Origin of the sequence: Roseobacter sp. AzwK-3b, from assembly GCF_000170875.1 — a bacterium.
Classification (GTDB): Bacteria; Pseudomonadota; Alphaproteobacteria; order Rhodobacterales; family Rhodobacteraceae; genus Roseovarius; species Roseovarius litoreus.
Map to the genome: position 1 here is coordinate 108,061 of NZ_ABCR01000002.1, position 17,391 is coordinate 125,451.

At 63.9% G+C, this 17,391-nt stretch carries 15 protein-coding genes; 9 read left to right on the forward strand and 6 right to left on the reverse strand.

Annotated features, from left to right (window positions below; genetic code table 11):
- Positions 1–334 precede the first annotated feature (334 nt).
- On the forward strand, positions 335–3,421 hold the full coding sequence (locus RAZWK3B_RS04725) for an Ig-like domain-containing protein (protein ID WP_007812732.1): 3,087 nt from the start codon (positions 335–337) through the stop codon (positions 3,419–3,421).
- 112 nt (positions 3,422–3,533) lie between these two features.
- Here the strand turns inward: RAZWK3B_RS04725 and RAZWK3B_RS04730 are convergent, their stop codons facing one another.
- Positions 3,534–5,522 (reverse strand): DEAD/DEAH box helicase, encoded by a 1,989-nt coding sequence (locus tag RAZWK3B_RS04730; RefSeq protein ID WP_007812733.1) that lies wholly within the window; start codon positions 5,520–5,522, stop codon positions 3,534–3,536.
- Between the two features lie 337 nt (positions 5,523–5,859).
- On the opposite strand from RAZWK3B_RS04730, the gene RAZWK3B_RS04735 reads away from it, so the two are divergent.
- The 5 genes from RAZWK3B_RS04735 to RAZWK3B_RS04755 are packed head-to-tail and all read left to right on the forward strand — an operon-like array spanning position 5,860 to position 11,706.
- Positions 5,860–6,891: a BMP family protein gene (locus RAZWK3B_RS04735; protein WP_007812735.1), complete on the forward strand. Its 1,032-nt coding sequence runs from the start codon at positions 5,860–5,862 to the stop codon at positions 6,889–6,891.
- Positions 6,892–8,442: an ABC transporter ATP-binding protein gene (locus RAZWK3B_RS04740; RefSeq protein ID WP_007812736.1), complete on the forward strand. Its 1,551-nt coding sequence runs from the start codon at positions 6,892–6,894 to the stop codon at positions 8,440–8,442.
- Positions 8,432–9,481 carry an ABC transporter permease gene (locus RAZWK3B_RS04745; protein ID WP_007812738.1) on the forward strand — a complete coding sequence of 350 codons (1,050 nt, stop codon included), beginning with the start codon at positions 8,432–8,434 and terminating at the stop codon, positions 9,479–9,481. The genes RAZWK3B_RS04740 and RAZWK3B_RS04745 overlap by 11 nt, the downstream gene beginning before the upstream one ends.
- A 3-nt stretch (positions 9,482–9,484) precedes the next feature.
- Entirely contained in the window at positions 9,485–10,429 is a 945-nt protein-coding gene (locus RAZWK3B_RS04750; RefSeq protein ID WP_007812740.1) for an ABC transporter permease, read from the forward strand.
- Positions 10,429–11,706, forward strand: coding sequence for an amidohydrolase family protein (locus RAZWK3B_RS04755; RefSeq protein WP_007812742.1), 1,278 nt, complete (start codon positions 10,429–10,431; stop codon positions 11,704–11,706). Before RAZWK3B_RS04750 ends, RAZWK3B_RS04755 begins: the two co-directional genes overlap by 1 nt.
- A gap of 7 nt (positions 11,707–11,713) precedes the next feature.
- Here the strand turns inward: RAZWK3B_RS04755 and RAZWK3B_RS04760 are convergent, their stop codons facing one another.
- Positions 11,714–12,280 carry a YqgE/AlgH family protein gene (locus RAZWK3B_RS04760; protein ID WP_007812744.1) on the reverse strand — a complete coding sequence of 189 codons (567 nt, stop codon included), beginning with the start codon at positions 12,278–12,280 and terminating at the stop codon, positions 11,714–11,716.
- 216 nt (positions 12,281–12,496) lie between these two features.
- Between RAZWK3B_RS04760 and RAZWK3B_RS04765 the strand changes: the two genes are divergently transcribed.
- Entirely contained in the window at positions 12,497–13,222 is a 726-nt protein-coding gene (locus tag RAZWK3B_RS04765; RefSeq protein ID WP_232279479.1) for a protein-disulfide reductase DsbD domain-containing protein, read from the forward strand.
- A gap of 6 nt (positions 13,223–13,228) precedes the next feature.
- Here RAZWK3B_RS04765 and moaB read toward each other — a convergent pair whose 3' ends face one another.
- The 4 genes from moaB to RAZWK3B_RS04785 are packed head-to-tail and all read right to left on the reverse strand — an operon-like array spanning position 13,229 to position 15,793.
- Positions 13,229–13,771 carry a molybdenum cofactor biosynthesis protein B gene (gene moaB, locus RAZWK3B_RS04770; protein ID WP_007812749.1) on the reverse strand — a complete coding sequence of 181 codons (543 nt, stop codon included), beginning with the start codon at positions 13,769–13,771 and terminating at the stop codon, positions 13,229–13,231.
- 5 nt (positions 13,772–13,776) lie between these two features.
- On the reverse strand, positions 13,777–14,400 hold the full coding sequence (locus RAZWK3B_RS04775) for a LysE family translocator (RefSeq protein ID WP_007812750.1): 624 nt from the start codon (positions 14,398–14,400) through the stop codon (positions 13,777–13,779).
- Positions 14,397–14,996, reverse strand: coding sequence for a metallophosphoesterase family protein (locus tag RAZWK3B_RS04780; protein ID WP_007812752.1), 600 nt, complete (start codon positions 14,994–14,996; stop codon positions 14,397–14,399). The genes RAZWK3B_RS04775 and RAZWK3B_RS04780 overlap by 4 nt, the downstream gene beginning before the upstream one ends.
- Positions 14,993–15,793 (reverse strand): uracil-DNA glycosylase, encoded by an 801-nt coding sequence (locus tag RAZWK3B_RS04785; RefSeq protein WP_007812753.1) that lies wholly within the window; start codon positions 15,791–15,793, stop codon positions 14,993–14,995. The genes RAZWK3B_RS04780 and RAZWK3B_RS04785 overlap by 4 nt, the downstream gene beginning before the upstream one ends.
- 112 nt (positions 15,794–15,905) lie before the next feature.
- Here RAZWK3B_RS04785 and RAZWK3B_RS04790 point away from each other — a divergent pair, with 112 nt between their 5' ends.
- Positions 15,906–16,856, forward strand: a complete 951-nt coding sequence (locus tag RAZWK3B_RS04790; RefSeq protein WP_007812755.1) for an aspartate carbamoyltransferase catalytic subunit — start codon at positions 15,906–15,908, stop codon at positions 16,854–16,856.
- Positions 16,853–17,389: a hypothetical protein gene (locus RAZWK3B_RS04795; RefSeq protein WP_007812756.1), complete on the forward strand. Its 537-nt coding sequence runs from the start codon at positions 16,853–16,855 to the stop codon at positions 17,387–17,389. Before RAZWK3B_RS04790 ends, RAZWK3B_RS04795 begins: the two co-directional genes overlap by 4 nt.
- Positions 17,390–17,391: the final 2 nt, after the last annotated feature.

A 17,391-nucleotide genomic window follows, 5' to 3' on the forward strand; every position in this document is an offset into this window, starting at 1 on the left:
TCCCGGGCGCACGAACGCCCCCAATCCCCCGACCCCTTTTTCGCCATCTTTACACCCAAATTTGTCACGAATTTTCCCGGATCAACGACCCCAGCTGAAAATCAGCCCCAAAAGCCCGGCTGGGTGGCATGGCAGTGGTTCGGAGGGACCATGAGGTGTTTTGCGTCTGAAATGGCGCACAAGACGATGCCTGCCCTCTGACGATCAGTCAGCCGCGGTTCTGTGCCCGTTTGCCGGAGATTGGCAGCGGAATTCGTGTTCGGTCGCATCAGGTCAGGTGCAGCCGGAATTGTATGAGTGCGGTGGTGATACCGCCTGTGTAGGAGTGTGCAAGTTGACCTTTTTCGATCCCAAGACTGCCGTTATCGGCGGTCGCGTCTTCTCAGACAGCAATGCAGACAATACCGAGTTTTCGGCCTCGGGCGGCTTCGAAGCCGGGCTTGACGGACAGCTCGTTCAGCTGCTCGATGCACATGGTAATGTCATCAAAGCAACCCATACCGATCATTACGGGTTCTATTCGTTCACGCATCTGGCAAGTGGGGATTACTTCGTCCAATTCCCAAATCAGGTTGATGACCTGACTTTGGCTGAAAAGGACATTGGTGGCTTCCGTGCAGACAGCGACGCGAACGTAGACACCGGGCGAACTGATCCAATTCACGTGCAGCCGGGTGAAAGCAAGACCGAGGTCGATGCAGGGTACAGCCTGAAACCGCAACAGGATGGCACGGTCGACGGGGCCGAAACGGGTGAGTTCATGCCCGTGGGCTATGCGGATACGCAGGGCGAAGTCGTCACCGAAGGGAATGACCGCATCTTCGGCAACGGGGGCGATGATGATATCCGCTCGGGCGGTGGTGATGATTTCATCGATGGCGGCACCGGCAATGACAACATCTTCGGCGGGACCGGCAATGACTTCGTCCTCGCGGGAGACGGCGACGACACCGTGCGCGGTCGCGAAGGCGATGACTACATCGACGCAGGCGCCGGCAATGACAACATCATGGGCGAAGACGGCGACGACGTGCTGCGGGGTCGTGCGGGCGACGATTTCGTGGCTGGCGGCTCGGGCAATGATGATATCCTCGGCGAGGATGGCAACGATTCGCTTTATGGTGACACCGGTGACGACTTCATCGGCGGTGGCGCAGGTGACGACATTATAAGCGACGCGCTCGAAGGGTTTGTCGGTGGCGGCAATGACCAGTTCTATGGCGATGACGGCAACGACACCCTGCTTGGCGGCGACGGCCATGACACGCTTGTGGGCGGTGCCGATGCCGACAGGATCGAAGGCGGCGCGGGCGATGACCTGATCACCTTCGACAATCCGTTCGTGGATAACGAAGACCCCACCACCGATGGCGCGGGCGACATGATCTTCGGCGGAGCCGAAGGCGCGCTGGACAACGACACGCTCGATCTGCGTGGTGCAGGCCCGGTCACCATCGATCAGCAGATCGACGAGAATGACGAGGGCGCCACCAAGGGCACCGTCACCTTCGCCGATGGCAGCACCCTGACCTTCGAAGGGATCGAGACGATCCTCAGCGATGGCGATGGCACGGTCGACGGGGCCGAAACGGGTGAGTTCATGCCCGTGGGCTATGCGGATACGCAGGGCGACGTCGTCACCGAAGGGAATGACCGCATCTTCGGCAACGGGGGCGATGATGATATCCGCTCGGGCGGTGGTGATGATTTCATCGATGGCGGCACCGGCAATGACAACATCTTCGGCGGGACCGGCAATGACTTCGTCCTCGCGGGAGACGGCGACGACACCGTGCGTGGCCGCGAAGGCGATGACTACATCGACGCAGGCGCCGGCAATGACAACATCATGGGCGAAGACGGCGACGACGTGCTGCGGGGTCGTGCGGGCGACGATTTCGTGGCTGGCGGCTCGGGCAATGATGACATCCTCGGCGAGGATGGCAACGACTCGCTTTATGGCGACACCGGTGACGACTTCATCGGCGGTGGCGCAGGTGACGACATTATAAGCGACGCGCTCGAAGGGTTTGTCGGTGGCGGCAATGACCAGTTCTATGGCGATGACGGCAACGACACCCTGCTTGGCGGCGACGGCCACGACACGCTTGTGGGCGGTGCCGATGCCGACAGGATCGAAGGCGGCGCGGGCGATGACCTGATCACCTTCGACAATCCGTTCGTGGATAACGAAGACCCCACCACCGATGGCGCGGGCGACATGATCTTCGGCGGAGCCGAAGGCGCGCTGGACAACGACACGCTCGATCTGCGTGGTGCAGGCCCGGTCACCATCGATCAGCAGATCGACGAGAATGACGAGGGCGCCACCAAGGGCACCGTCACCTTCGCCGATGGCGGCACCCTGACCTTCGAAGGGATCGAGACAATCCTCAGCGATGGCGAGGCGAATGCCGCACCTGTTGCCGTTGATGATGCCGCCGTCGTGCTCGAGGATGGATCGGTTACGATCGACGTGCTGTCGAACGATGTCGACCCCGAAGAGGACCCGCTGACGGTAACGCAGGCCAGCGCCGAGAACGGGACGGTGACCGTAAACGACGACAACAGCCTCGAATATACCCCCGATCCCGGGTTCTTCGGGACCGACATCATCACCTACGAGATCTCGGACGGGTTCGGGAACACCGATACCGGCGAGGTGACCGTCGAAGTGGAAGAAGTGCCGGATGCGCCGGTGGTTGATGGAACGGCGGGAGACGATGTGCTGCTGTCGGACTTCGTCGATGAAGACGGCGACCAGATCGACGGAACCGACGGTCTGAACGACACGATCGACGCGGGCCCTGGCAACGATTTCGTCGATGGCGGTGCCGGGGATGACACGTTCCTCGATAACGCTGGCAACGATGTCTACTTCGGCAATGAAGGCAACGATACCTATGTTGCTCAGGACACCGGCAATGTCTTTGTCACGGTCAGCCAGGAAGGAAACGGTCAGGTGCAAAACGTGCCATCCGGCGAGGTGGACGAGGTGTTCAGCGTCGAGTCCTTCGTCGCTGGTGAAGATGAAAGCGGATTTGACGGTATTGCCTTCGATGAAGCTATCCCCGAGGATGAAATCGCCACCCAGCTTCAGGGCATTTCCGACAATGCCTTCGGTCAGTTCTTCCCCGACGCGGCGCCCCCCGTTGCCTTTGGGCCGGAAGTCGGTCTTTTGCTGTCGGACGTCCTTGGCGGGGCAGTCGGAGGATCGCCTGTCGGTGGCTACCTGATCGAGGGTGGCGACGAGGACGGCCAGATCGGAGAGATTTCCTTCGAAAACTTCGAACAGATTTTCTTCGGCGTTGAAATGGCGAGTGACCGTGAGACCGAGGAACGAGCCTTCGAGGAAATGCGCATGCGCGAAGATCTCCGCGAAGAGGAAGAAGAACTGGACCGTATGGGCATGACCATGTGAACAGTCCTCTTGCAGACAGTCAAAGCGCCCCGTCAGGGGCGCTTTTTCCGTTTTGGGTCAGGCCATTTCAGGGCCTTGGCCTAACGGCCACCAATGCATCTGCGCAAAGCGGTCAGGATTTGGTGCGTGGCTTGCGCGGCTTGGCCGTGGCGGCACTGGCAGCGGCCTTGGCCGCTTGCCTCGCGCGGTTTTTCTTGCTGCTTGGTTTCCCGGCAGGCGGTTTCGGTCCGCGCGCTGGTGCATCGCCACTTGGAGCCCCGGCGCTGGTTCTGGGTTTGCGCTTGGTCAGGCCCGCTACCCCAAGCCGGGCCGGGCGGTCTTCGGTCTTGCGTGTGTCATCGCGCTTGGGCTTGGGCTTTGTCCCCGGCTTGGGCTTCTTGGCGCGCGGCTTGGGATCGTCGTTCCAATCCACAGGCGTCGTCGTACCGGGCGCGGCGGGCTTGTCCTGCCGCATATCCGCCGGCGGCGTGGGCCGTGTGGCAGGCTTGCCCTTGGGGCTGACAGGTTTCTCGGCGCGCGGTGCGCGGTCGGATGCGGGCGCGCTGTCCAGCCGGGTCAGCTTCGCGCCGCCCTCCAGCGTCATCGCGGACCCGACATTTGCCAGGAACCCCTGCACCGCACTTTGCCGGATTTCGACCAGCGACACATCGTTCTGAATGCGGATGGCGCCGATATCTTCACGCGACAGGGCCCCGATCTTGCACAGCATCGGCAAGAGCCTGCGCGGCTCGGCCCCGGCGGCACGCCCCCCCTCGACCGAGAACCAGACGCTTGGCCCGAAGGCCGCGCGCGGCTCGGGCGGGGCCGAAACATCCGATAGCTCTTCGGGCGCCGAATGCCTTTCGCGGAACAGCCGCACGAATGCCGCCGCCAGTTGTTCGGCCGAAAATCTTTCGGTCAGCTTGGCGACCGTCGCGCGGTTCGAATCCTCGATCTCCGCATCCCATTCGGTGCCGGCCAACATACGCTCGTCATCCCTCGCGGTGACTTCATCGGCCGAGGGCGCATCGGCCCATTCCGCTTTCACCTTGGCCCAGCCCAGAAGCCGCTGCGCCTTTTTGCGCGCGGCGGGCGGCACGATCAGCGCGCTGACCCCCTTGCGCCCGGCGCGACCCGTCCGGCCCGAGCGGTGCAGCAGCGTGTCCTGATTGGTGGGCAATTCGGCATGGATCACCAGTTCGAGATTCGGCAGATCGATCCCGCGTGCGGCGACATCCGTGGCCACGCAGACGCGGGCCCGCCCGTCGCGCATCGCTTGCAGCGCATGGGTTCGTTCGCTCTGTGACAGCTCGCCCGACAGGGCCACGACCGAAAAGCTGCGGTTCGACAGCCGGGTGGTCAGACGATTGACCATCGCGCGGGTGTTGCAAAACACGATGGCATTGGGCGCTTCGTAATAGCGCAGAACGTTGATGATCGCATTTTCGGCATCCCGCGCCGACACATTCAGCGCGCGATATTCAATATCGGCATGCTGCGTGGTGCCCGAGGCGGTGGAAATCCGGATCGCGTCCTTCTGGTAATTGCTGGCGAGCTTCGCGATCGCCGCGGGCACCGTGGCCGAGAACAGCAATGTCTGACGCTCGATTGGCGCCTGCTCGAGAATGAATTCAAGATCTTCGCGAAATCCGAGATCCAGCATCTCGTCGGCCTCATCCAGAACCACCGCCTTCAAGGCGCTCAGATCAATGCTGCCCCGCATGATGTGATCGCGCAGACGGCCCGGCGTGGCGACAACGATATGCGCACCGCGCTCCAGCGCCCGACGCTCGTCGCGCATGTCCATGCCCCCAACAGTCGAGGCCAGAACGGCGTTGGCCTGCCCGAAGAGCCACGCCAGCTCGCGCTTGACCTGCAGGGCCAGTTCGCGCGTCGGCGCAATCACCAGGGCCAGGGGCGCCGCGGCTGGCCCGAAACTCTCGGCCTCTCCGAACAGACCCGGCGCGATGGCAAGCCCGAATCCAAGCGTCTTGCCCGATCCGGTCTGCGCCGAGACCAGAAGATCCTTGCCCGCCAGTTCCGGGGCGCTTACGGCCTCCTGCACGGCGGTGAGCGAGGTATATCCCTGAGCTTTCAGGGCGTTTGCAAGAGCTTGTTTCAAAGGCGGTTCACTTTTCGGATGCGAGGAGGGCCACAGGCGCCCGAAGGATGGCCCCGGACAGCTAAACCCCCGCGTTATCCTTTCAGACCGTGGATGTATAGACTGCAATCACGCCTTCGACACCTGGCAGGCGCCGGACCGCGCAGCATCGATCTTGCGCAACCTGCCTTGTCGCACTGTGCACAATTTATGCGCATGTCGGGCAAGTCTGCCGGAAAAACAGTCTATTTGCGCTGGACACTCGCCCGCATGAAACCTTTTATTGGCAGATGCGCAAATTGTCTTTACCATTTGGTCAAACATCGAGGCGCGCCTCGTCCAACAGGGGAAATAGGTCATGAAGACATCACTCACCAACGCAGCATCCGGCATCACGCGCCGGCGCTTTCTCGGCACCACCGCGGGCACGGCGCTTGTCGTGGCGGCGGGTGCTCCGGGCAGTCTGCGCGCTGCTGAACCGCTGAAGGTGGCGGGCATCTACACCGTCCCGGTCGAGCAGCAATGGGTCAGCCGGATCCACAAGGCCGCCGGGATCGCACAGGACCGTGGCGATATCGCCTATGTCTTCTCCGAGAATGCCTCGAATACCGACTATGCCCGCGTGATGCGCGAATATGCAGAGCAGGGGTACCAGCTCATCATCGGTGAAGTGTTCGCCGTCGAACAGGAGGCGCGCGAGGTCGCAGCCGAATATCCCGACATCGCCTTCCTCATGGGCTCCAGCTTCAAGCAGGATGATGCGCTGCCCAACTTCGCCGTGTTCGACAACTACATTCAGGACGCGTCCTATCTGACCGGCATCATTGCAGGCTCCATGACCGAGACCGCGAATATCGGCATGGTCGGCGGCTTCCCCATCCCCGAGGTCAACCGCCTGATGCATGCCTTCATGGCCGGCGCCCGCGAGATGAACCCCGACATCTCCTTCCAGGTCAGCTTCATCGGCAGCTGGTTTGACCCGCCCAAGGCCAAGGAAACCGCCTTCGCCATGATCGAAAACGGCGCGGACATGCTTTATGCCGAACGCTTCGGTGTGTCGGATGCCGCGCAGGAAAAGGGCATTCTGGCCATCGGCAACGTGATCGACACACAGGCCGACTATCCCGATACGGTCGTCGCCTCGGCGATCTGGCATTTCGAGCCGACGCTCGACAAGGCCATCGCCGAAGTGCAGGCGGGCACCTTCAAGGCCGCGGACTATGGCGTTTATTCCTTCATGCAGGAAGGCGGCTGCTCGATCGCGCCGCTCGGCACGTTCGAAGGCAAGATGCCACAGGCGGCGATGGATCTGGTCAAGCAGCGCACCGATGAGATCATGTCGGGCGCCTATGTGGTCGAGATCAACGACGAAGAACCCAAGTCTTCCTGAATGCTGCGCCCAGAGACGGCGCGGGTTGTCCTGCGCCTTGACGGCATAACAAAGCGTTTTGGCAAGCTGGTCGCGAACGACGCGATCAGCTTGTCGCTGCATGAAGGCGAGGTGATCGCCCTTCTGGGCGAAAACGGCGCCGGTAAGACCACGCTGATGAACATCCTCTTCGGCCAGTACACGGCCGATGAAGGCACGGTCGAGGTGTTCGGCCACACCCTTCCGCCGGGCAACCCCCGCGCGGCGCTCGATGCGGGCGTGGGCATGGTGCACCAGCATTTCACCCTCGCCGACAACATGACCGTTCTGGAAAACGTGACCCTCGGCACACAACCGCTTTTCGCCCCCCGGCTGGATCGTGGCGCCGCCCGAGACAAGCTGGCCCGACTGGCGGCGGATTTCGGGCTTCTGGTGCATCCCGATGCCCGGGTCGGCAGCCTCACGGTCGGCGAACGCCAGCGGGTCGAAATCCTCAAGGCGCTTTACCGCGATGCCCGTATCCTGATCCTCGACGAGCCCACCGCCGTTCTCACCCCGCAGGAAACCGACGATCTGTTCGCGACCTTGCGCAAGGCCGTGAAACTGGGCCTGTCGGTCGTCTTCATCTCGCACAAGCTGCATGAGGTCATGGCTATTTCCGACCGCGTGCTGATCCTGCGCCATGGTCGGCTTGTCGCCGAACGCCCCATCGCCGAGGTCGACAAGGCGAAACTCGCCGCCCTCATGGTCGGCTCCGAAGTGGCCGCGCCCAAGGTTGAACAGGGCCGGCCCGGCGCCGTGCTCATGCGCCTGCAGGATGTCACCACGCCGGACCGGGGCAGCGCGCCGGGTCTGAACCGCGTGTCGCTCGCACTCCATTCCGGTCAGATCGTGGGGCTTGCGGGCGTGTCTGGCAACGGACAGGCGGCGCTGGCCGATCTGATCGGCGGGCTGATCCGCCCCGCCACGGGCCGGCTCGACCTGAACGACGCCGAAATGCAGGACTGGTCCCCGCGCAAGGCGGTGCAGTCGGGCATCGCCCGCATCCCCGAAGACCGTCACAAGACCGGCACCATCGCCGAGTTCGACCTGACCGAAAACGCCATTCTCGAATCCTATGCCGATCCGCCCTATAGCCGTGCGGGCTGGATGAGCTGGGGCGTGGCCGAGGCGTTCACCCGCCAGATCATCGACACCTACGACGTGCGCTGCCCCGGTCCCGGCACGCGTATCCGCCTGCTGTCGGGCGGCAACATGCAAAAACTGATCCTTGGCCGAGTGCTGGAAAAGGCGCCCTCGATCATTCTCGCCAATCAGCCGGTTCGCGGTCTGGATATCGGTGCTGTGAACTACGTGCATTCGCAACTTCTGGCCGCGCGCGACCGTGGGGCCGCGGTGCTCCTGATCTCCGAGGATCTCGACGAGATCATGGCCCTGTCGGATGTGATCCACGTCATGTCCGAAGGTCGGCTGTCGCCCGGTTTCGCGCGCGGCAGCATGACACCCGCCGAACTGGGCGTCTGGATGGCGGGGCAGGGCTTCGACGAAGCGGAGACGGCCCATGCGTCTTGAACCTGTCGCCAACCCTTCGTTTCTGCGCACCACGGTGCCGCCCGCCATCGCCATCGGCTCGACCGTGGTGATCGCCTCGCTTCTGGCCATGGCCGCAGGGGCCAACCCGTTTTCCGTGCTGGGGCTTATCATCAAGGGGGCATTCGGCTCGAAATTCGCGCTTCTGGAAACGCTCAACCGGGCGACGCCGCTCATCTTCACCGGCCTGTCGGTCGCTGTCGCCTTCCGCGCCCGTCTTTGGAACATCGGCGCCGAGGCGCAGCTTTACGCAGGCGCGCTCATGACCGTGATCCTTGGTACGGGGATGCTGCAATGGGGGGCTTTTGCTCTCATTCCAACGCTGGCCATTGCGTCGATGCTGGCGGGGGCACTGGTGCTCTTGGTCCCGGCACTGCTCAAGGTGCGCTTCGGTGTCGATGAGGTCGTCACGACGCTTCTCTTCAACTTCATTTTCCTCCTGTTCGTATCGATGCTTCTGGAAGGGCCGCTCAAGGATCCGATGGGCATGGGCTGGCCGAAATCCGAACGCCTGATCGCCGAGGCGCGCCTGCCGCGCATCGTCGAAGGGTTGCGCCTGCATTGGGGCTTCGCATTGGCGCTGATCGCGGCGGTGGTGGTCTGGGTGATCCAGCGCCGCACCACGCTCGGCTACGAGATGCGCGCGGTCGGTCTCAACCGCGAGGCGGCGGCGTTTGCGGGCATCCCGGTCAACCTCGTGCTCGTCAAGACGGCGCTTCTGGCAGGCGGTCTGGCGGCGCTTGCAGGCTTCTCCGAGGTGGCGGGCCTCAAGGGCAACCTTACCCTCGATCTCAGCCCTGGCTTTGGCTACACCGGGATCATCGTTGCGATGCTGGCGTTGCTCAATCCGCTTGGCGTGATCGCGGCGGCCCTGTTCGTGGCGGGCATCTTCGTCGGTGCCGACAGCATGAGCCGCGCCGTGGGCGTTCCCAGCTATCTGGCCGACATCATGCTGGCCACGGCACTTTTGCTGATGGTGCTGGCGATCCTGCTGACCCGGTTCCGCGTGGTGAGGGAATAGGCCATGGACATCCTCGAAATCCTCCTCTCCGCCAGTTTCTGGACAGCGGCCATCCGCATCGCCAGCCCGCTGATCTTCGCCACTCTGGGCGAGCTGATCTGCGAACGCGCGGGCGTGCTCAATCTCGGGATCGAGGGGATCATGGTCGCCGGCGCCTTCGCGGGCTGGATGGCGGTCTATTCCGGCACCGGGCTATGGATGGGTGTTGCTGTGGCCATGGCTGTGGGCATGCTCTTTGGGCTGGTGCACAGCCTGCTGACCGTCCCGTTCGGACTGTCGCAGCATGTGGTCGGGCTTGGCGTCACGCTGTTGGCTACGTCGCTGACCTATTACGCCTATCGCCTTGCGCTGCCCGAAGTGACCAGCCCGCCCAAGATCGACGCGTTCCAGCCCTATGAAATCCCGCTGCTGTCTGATCTGCCGCTGATCGGCCCGGCGCTGTTTTCCCAGACGCCGCTGACCTATCTCGCGTTCATCCTCGTCGGTGTGGTGGCCTTCGTGCTCTACCGCACGCCGCTTGGCCTTGCCTTGCGTGCCGCGGGCGAAAACCCCTCGGCCGTGGCCGCTCAGGGGCTTTCGGTCACCGGCATCCGCATGGGTGCGGTGATCGTCGGCAGCGGCTTCATGGCGGTGGGGGGGGCCTTCCTGACCATGTCCGCCTTTGACAGCTTCTTCTTCGAGATGGTCAACGGGCGCGGCTGGATCTGCATTGCGCTGGTGGTGTTCGGGGCATGGCGGCCGGGCAAGGCGCTTCTGGGCGCGATCCTGTTCGCGGCCTTCGACGCGCTGCAAATCCGCATCCAGCAGACGCCGCTTGGGGCCGACATTCCCTATCAGGTGTTCCTGATGATGCCCTATTTCCTGTCCATACTGGCGCTCATCGTCATGTCGCGCCGGGCCGAGGTGCCCGCCGCTCTGATGGTGCCGTTCAACAAGGGAGAACGCTGATGTTCGATCTGATCGTCCGAGGCGGCACGCTGGCCGATGGCCGCATCGCCGATATCGGTATCACCGGCGACACCATCGCCGCGGTCGAGGATCTTTCCGGCGCCGAAGCGGGCTTGGTGATCGACGCTGCGGGCGATCTGGTCGCACCGCCTTTCGTCGATCCCCATTTTCACCTTGATGCGACCCTGTCCTATGGCCTGCCGCGCATCAACGCCTCGGGCACCTTGCTCGAAGGCATCGGGCTCTGGGGTGAACTCAAGCAGATCGTCACCCAGGACGAGATGATCGAGCGTGCTCTGGCCTATTGCGATTGGGCCGTCAGCCAGGGGCTTCTGGCGATCCGCAGCCATGTCGATACCTGCGATGACCGCCTTCTCGGGGTCGAGGCGATGCTCGAAGTGCGCGAACGTGTCCGCCCCTATCTGGATTTGCAACTGGTGGCCTTCCCGCAGGATGGCCTCTACCGCGACCCCACCGCGCGCGACAATACGATCCGCGCGCTCGACATGGGTCTCGATGTGGTCGGTGGCATCCCGCATTTCGAACGGACGATGGCCGATGGCGCCGCCTCGCTGCGCGAGCTCTGCGAAATCGCCGCCGCGCGCGGGCTGATGGTCGACATCCATTGCGACGAATCCGACGACCCACTCAGTCGGCATATCGAAACACTGGTCTTCGAGACGCAGCGCCTTGGCCTTCAGGGCCGGGTCGCAGGCTCTCACCTGACCTCGATGCATTCGATGGACAATTACTACGTCTCGAAACTTCTGCCCCTGATGGCCGAGGCGCAGGTCGCCGCGATCTCAAACCCGCTGATCAATATCGTCCTGCAGGGACGCCACGATACCTATCCCAAGCGTCGTGGTCTGACCCGCGTGAGGGAAATGCAGGCCCATGGCATCACCGTTGGCTGGGGGCAGGATTGCGTGCTCGACCCGTGGTATTCGCTCGGCACCGCCGACATGCTCGATGTGGCCTTCATGGGGATGCATGTGGCGCAGATGACCAGCCCCGAAGAGATGGCGCGCAGTTTCGACATGGTCACCACCCAGAACGCCCGCATCATGGGCCTTGATGGCTATGGCATCGCGCCGGGCAAGACCGCGTCACTGGTGGTGCTCGATGCCGGCAATCCGATCGAGGCTCTGCGCCTGCGCCCCGCGCGTCTGGCGGTGGTCTCCAAGGGCAAGGTGGTGTCGCGGATGCCGCGCGAGGATGCGGGCCTGTCCCTGCCGGGCCGTCCCGACACCGTGCGCCGCCGTCACACCTTGGGCTGATCGGACGTCACGCCCGTCCCGCACTGGCCGACAGCGCCAGCGCGTCCACGCCAAGCGATTTCAGCGCGGCTTCCCACTTTTCGGCATCGGGCGTTTCGAACACGATCTGCTTGCCGGCCTCGCAGGTCAGCCAGCCATTCTGGGCGATCTCGGACTCAAGCTGTCCCGGCCCCCATCCGGCATAGCCAAGCGCCATCACCACATGCCGCGGCCCGCGCCCATCCGCCAGATCCTCAAGGATATCCAGCGTCGCGGTCATCGCGAAATCCTCGTTCACATCCAGCGTGGAAATCGACGAATGATACCCGTAATCATGCAGAACGAACCCCCGCCCATGCTCCACCGGGCCGCCGAAATGCACCGCCACATTCCGCATGTCCTGTCCCGGCGTGATCGACAGCTGCTCCAGAAGATCCCGCAGCTTCAGATCCACGGTCGGCTTGTTTATGATGATCCCCATCGCGCCCTCTCCGGAATGCGCGCACATGAAGATCACCGAATGTTCGAAGCGGGGATCTCCCATGCCGGGCATGGCGATCAGCAGTTTTCCGGTCAGATCGATATCCGAGGTCAATCCCGTTCTCCATTGGCCATGTTTCAAGAATGGGGCGCTCAGCCACTCAGTTCAAGCAGTCCAGTGCCTTGATTGTGACAATTCTCGCTGGAAAGTGAGTTGGCATTTCCCGCCTGATACCCCATTTGAAAGATCATGATAACGCGCATCCTTGTCCTTTTCGCCCTGCTTTGCGGCCCTGTCTCGCTGGCTCCCATGGCCCGTGCTGACAGCTCCATGATCGAAGCCCGTATCCTGACCGGCTGGCGTCAGGACGATGGCAGCCATGTCGCCGCATTGCAATTGTCGATGCTGGATGGTTGGAAAACCTACTGGCGTGCGCCGGGTGATGCGGGCATTCCTCCGCGCTTCGACTGGGCAGGCTCCGACAACCTCGCTGCCGTGCAGATCACCTGGCCCACCCCTCGATCGATCGATCAAGGCGGGCTGCGCACCATCGGGTATTCCGACACCGTCATCTGGCCGCTGACCCTGACACCGGCCCGCGCCGGTCAGCCGATCACGCTCGCCGGCAAGATCGAACTCGGCGTCTGCAAGGATATCTGCGTGCCGGTCACGCTCATCCTGTCGCAGGATTTGCCCAAGGCGACACAGCGCGATCCCCGGATCGTCTCGGCGCTGGCCGCGCGCCCCTATTCCGCGCAGGAGGCCGGGGTGACATCGGTCCGCTGCAGCGTCAGCCCCGTCGAAGGCGGGCTTCGCCTGCGTGCGGATGTGAAACTGCCCCATACCGGCGGCGAGGAAATCGCCGTGATCGAGACATCGAACCCCGCGATCTGGGTGGCGCAAGCCGCCACCACGCGCCAAAACGGAACCCTCACCGCCGAAACCGAGATGTATCACGTCGAAGGCGGGGCCTTCGCGCTGGATCGCTCGGGCCTCCGGATCACGGTGATCGGCGACAACCAGGCCGTCGATATCCAAGGCTGCCCGTCGAAGTAACGGCGGTCACTTGCGCCGCTTGTGCTCATCGAGCCGGGGCAGGATCTCCACGAAATTGCAGGGCCGGTGCCGATAATCCAGCTGCAGGCTAAGGATCTCGTCCCAGGCATCCTTGCAGGCGCCGGGACTGCCGGGCAGGGCGAAAAGATAGGTGCCGTTCGCAACACCGCCCGTGGCGCGCGACTGCACGGCACTCGTGCCGATCTTCTGGAACGAGATCATGGTAAACACCGTCCCGAAGGCGTCGATCTCCTTTTCATAGACATCGCGATGCGCCTCGACGGTGACATCCCGGCCGGTCAATCCGGTGCCGCCCGTCGAAATCACCACATCCACCTGATCCGACGCGATCCATTCGCGCAGCTGATCGGCGATCTGGTCGCGCTCGTCGCGCACGATCATCCGGTCGGCAAGCACATGGCCCGCCGCCTCGATCCGGTTCACCAGCACCTCGCCTGAACGATCCTCCGAGATGTCGCGGCTGTCGCTCACGGTCAGCACCGCGATCCGAACCGGGATGAAGTCCTTTGTTTCGTCGATACGGCCCATTCGGGTCAACTCCTCTGAAGAAGGGCAAGCCGCACGGCTAACCCCGCGAATATCAGCGCACTCGCATAGCCAAGCCCGCGTGTAAACCGGGCCGAGGTGGCCAGCCGCTGCCCGACGCCCCCGGCACACAGGCCGACAGCGCCGTTGATGACAAAGCCCCCCACCGCCAGAACCAGCCCGCAGATCAGAAACTGCCCTAGAACCGATCCTTGCGCCGGATTGACGAATTGCGGCACGAAGGCCAGCACGAACAGGATCACCTTGGGATTGAGCAGGTTGACGATCAGCCCCTCCCGAAAGGCCCGCGCCGCAGGCATCGCCAACGGCGTGACATCCCGCGCCGGCCCGCGCCGCAGCGCGCCCGCCGCCAGCCACAGAAGATAGGCCACGCCGACCCATCGGATCGCGTCGAAAAGCCATGGTAGCGCCGCCACCGCCGCCCCAAGGCCCAGACCCGCCAGCGTGACATGCACAAGACCACCCGCCGAAATACCCGCAGCGGCCGCCAGCGCGGCCTTGCCCCCCGACCGCAGGCCAAGCCCCAGACAGAACATCATGTCCGCCCCCGGCGTCAGGTTCAGCGCCAGAGCCGCAGGGATGAACGCCAGCAGCACAAGCGGGTCCATCATGCCCCGACCTCGAACCAGTTGACCGTGGGGCCCAGATTGACCACGCGGGTCTTCCCGATCATGCCGCTCTGGCCCCAGCTGTCGTGAATATGCCCGCAAACCGCCAGTGTCGGCTGCAGGCGCTCTATCGCGTCGCGGATCGCGGTGGAGCCGACGGAAACCCCCTGCGAGGTGACATCGGCAAGCCCCTTGGGCGGGGAATGGGTGACAAGGATATCCGCGCCGGTGCAGGTCCCCAGCATTCTGTCGGCATCCTCTTCGGTCAGATCGCAGGACCATGCGCCGAACGGCGTGACCGGCACGCCATATCCCAGACCGAACAGGCGCAGCCCTTCGACCTCGTGACCCTGCCCATGCAGAACGGTGATCCCGTCGCCCGCGGCAGCCCGCAGCTCTTCGGCGCTTTCCGCATTGCCCGGCACCACCACCATTGGCGCTGTGATCCCATCCAGCAGCGCCATGGCCTGATCCAGCCCGCGCCGCCCGTTGCAGAAATCGCCCGCCCCGATCACCAGATTGGCCTGCCGCGCCGCTTGGGTCAGCGCCTCGGCATGGCGGGCCGACTGGTGCAGATCGGAAAAGGCAAGGATCTTCATGCCCCGCCCCGCAGCCGCGCCTGCAATTCCAGCAGATCGGCCCAGGCCTCGCGCTTGGCATTCGGGTTGCGCAGCAGATAGGCGGGATGGACCATCGGCAGGGTCGGCCTGCCATAGCTTTCGGTCCATTGCCCGCGCAGCCGCGTGATGCCCTGACGGCCCAGACCTGCCTGACAGCTGATATTGCCCATCAGAACGACGATCTCGGGATCGACCAGATCGACATGGCGCTGCACGAAAGGCAGCATCATGGCGATCTCTTCGGGCTTGGGATCGCGATTCTGCGGAGGGCGCCACGGCATCACGTTGGTGATATAGACGGCCTGTCCGGCCTCGGGCGCGGTGCGGCTCATGTCGATCGCCTCCAGCATCCGGTCCAGCAATTGTCCCGCGCGCCCCACGAAAGGCCGGCCCTGCAGGTCCTCGTCGCGGCCCGGCGCTTCGCCGATGATCATCACCCGCGCCGATGGCTGGCCATCCGCGAACACCAGGTTGCGCGCGCCGCGCTTGAGATCGCAATGCTCGTAGCCTGCCAGAGCCTCTCGCAGCGCATCAAGCGTCCCCGCCGCCCCGGCGGCAGCGCGCGCCTCGGCCAGCGGATCGGCGGCTGGGGCGGGCGCCACCGATGCTGCAACGGCCTGTGCCGCACGCGGCTTGGTCGCCGCCGCGGCGGCAGGTGGCGTGTCGGGCAGCTCATAGCGATTGACCGGCAGATCTCCGATCGCCTCGGTCGCCCCAAGCTCGATCTGCCAGTCCAGAAGCGCCTTCGCGGCATGAGGATCAAATGTCGATTCCATTGCTCCGCCAAGCTACCTCCCCGTCGCGCCGGTGGAAAGGCGACAAAGCGATCCCTTGCCCCTCCGCGCGCCGCTTTCTATAAGCGGGCAGGATCACGGAACGGAGCGGCGGATGACCTTTTCACACTCCCACCTTCTGGGGATCGAGCCCCTTGCCCCGCCCGAGATCACCACGATTCTGGACCTCGCCGATCAATACGTGGATCTCAACCGGCGGGACGTGAAACATGCCGATGCCTTGGCCGGGCTCACCCAGATCAACATGTTCTTCGAAAACTCCACCCGTACGCAGGCGAGTTTCGAACTCGCGGGCAAGCGGCTTGGCGCGGACGTGATGAACATGGCGATGCAGGCCAGCTCGATCAAGAAAGGCGAAACGCTGATCGACACGGCGATGACGCTCAACGCCATGCACCCCGATCTGCTGGTCGTGCGCCATCCCCAATCGGGCGCCGTGGATCTCTTGTCGCAGAAGGTGAACTGCGCCGTGCTCAACGCAGGCGACGGCCGCCACGAACACCCCACCCAGGCCCTGCTCGATGCGCTCACCATCCGCCGCGCCAAGGGCCGGCTTCACCGTCTCAACATCGCGATCTGCGGCGACATCGCCCATAGCCGGGTGGCGCGCTCGAACATAATGCTTCTGGGCAAGATGGAGAACCGCATCCGCCTGATCGGCCCGCCCACACTCATGCCCTCGGGCATCCGCGATTTCGGGGTCGAGGTGTTCGACGACATGAAAGAGGGCCTGCAAGATGTGGATGTCGTCATGATGCTGCGCCTGCAACGCGAACGCATGGACGGCGGCTTCATCCCCTCCGAGCGTGAATACTATTTCCGCTACGGTCTGGATGCCGAAAAGCTGGCCTATGCCAAACCCGATGCCATCGTCATGCATCCCGGACCGATGAATCGCGGCGTCGAGATCGACGGCGAGATCGCCGACGACATCAACCGCAGCGTCATTCAGGAACAGGTGGAAATGGGCGTCGCGGTGCGCATGGCCGCGATGGACCTTCTGGCCCGCAACCTGCGCGCGCGCCCCAAGGCGGTGATGGCATGACCGACAGCATCCACATCAAACCCACCGAACATGGCGTCGTGCGTGTCTTCGATGTCGATCTGCCCGCCGAGCAGATCAAGGCCTTCAACCGTCGCAACGGCACATGGCCGCTGCAGGATGCACTTGGCGCAGGCAGGCTCGATCCCGCCCATGTCGATCTCATCGCGGTCGAGGATCTGGGTGAGCTGGGCCTCGCGGGCTATCTGGCCGAGGGACATGGGATTTCCCCGGACGATCTGCGCGACATGCGCGGGCGGCTCGCGGCCCTGTCCGGCCATGTGCTGATCGTCACCTCCCGCGCCTTCGGCGGTGAGGAACAGACGCTCTCGCCCCGTGCGCCGCTGCACCTTGTCGCCACCTTCACCGAAGACCGCCCCCCGGTCTCTTTCGATCCGCTGCCCTCGCAGGCGGCGCGTGGCGTCACGGGCGGCAAGCCCCCTCCCAGTGACGCGGCGATGTCCGGGCGCGTGGCCTCGATCGCGCTGCTGGTCCTGTTCCTCTTGGTGGCGCTGGTCGTCTGGGTGGCGTCCTGATG

What these genes read in the sequence shown, in the direction of transcription:
- RAZWK3B_RS04735 (WP_007812735.1), top strand. Translation starts at nt 5,860, where the DNA reads ATGAAGACATCACTCACCAACGCAGCATCCGGCATCACGCGCCGGCGC.
- RAZWK3B_RS04740 (WP_007812736.1), top strand. Translation starts at nt 6,892, where the DNA reads ATGCTGCGCCCAGAGACGGCGCGGGTTGTCCTGCGCCTTGACGGCATA.
- RAZWK3B_RS04745 (WP_007812738.1), top strand. Translation starts at nt 8,432, where the DNA reads ATGCGTCTTGAACCTGTCGCCAACCCTTCGTTTCTGCGCACCACGGTG.
- RAZWK3B_RS04750 (WP_007812740.1), top strand. Translation starts at nt 9,485, where the DNA reads ATGGACATCCTCGAAATCCTCCTCTCCGCCAGTTTCTGGACAGCGGCC.
- RAZWK3B_RS04755 (WP_007812742.1), top strand. Translation starts at nt 10,429, where the DNA reads ATGTTCGATCTGATCGTCCGAGGCGGCACGCTGGCCGATGGCCGCATC.
- RAZWK3B_RS04765 (WP_232279479.1), top strand. Translation starts at nt 12,497, where the DNA reads ATGATCGAAGCCCGTATCCTGACCGGCTGGCGTCAGGACGATGGCAGC.
- moaB (WP_007812749.1), bottom strand. Translation starts at nt 13,771, where the DNA reads ATGGGCCGTATCGACGAAACAAAGGACTTCATCCCGGTTCGGATCGCG.
- RAZWK3B_RS04775 (WP_007812750.1), bottom strand. Translation starts at nt 14,400, where the DNA reads ATGATGGACCCGCTTGTGCTGCTGGCGTTCATCCCTGCGGCTCTGGCG.
- RAZWK3B_RS04780 (WP_007812752.1), bottom strand. Translation starts at nt 14,996, where the DNA reads ATGAAGATCCTTGCCTTTTCCGATCTGCACCAGTCGGCCCGCCATGCC.
- RAZWK3B_RS04785 (WP_007812753.1), bottom strand. Translation starts at nt 15,793, where the DNA reads ATGGAATCGACATTTGATCCTCATGCCGCGAAGGCGCTTCTGGACTGG.
- RAZWK3B_RS04790 (WP_007812755.1), top strand. Translation starts at nt 15,906, where the DNA reads ATGACCTTTTCACACTCCCACCTTCTGGGGATCGAGCCCCTTGCCCCG.
- RAZWK3B_RS04795 (WP_007812756.1), top strand. Translation starts at nt 16,853, where the DNA reads ATGACCGACAGCATCCACATCAAACCCACCGAACATGGCGTCGTGCGT.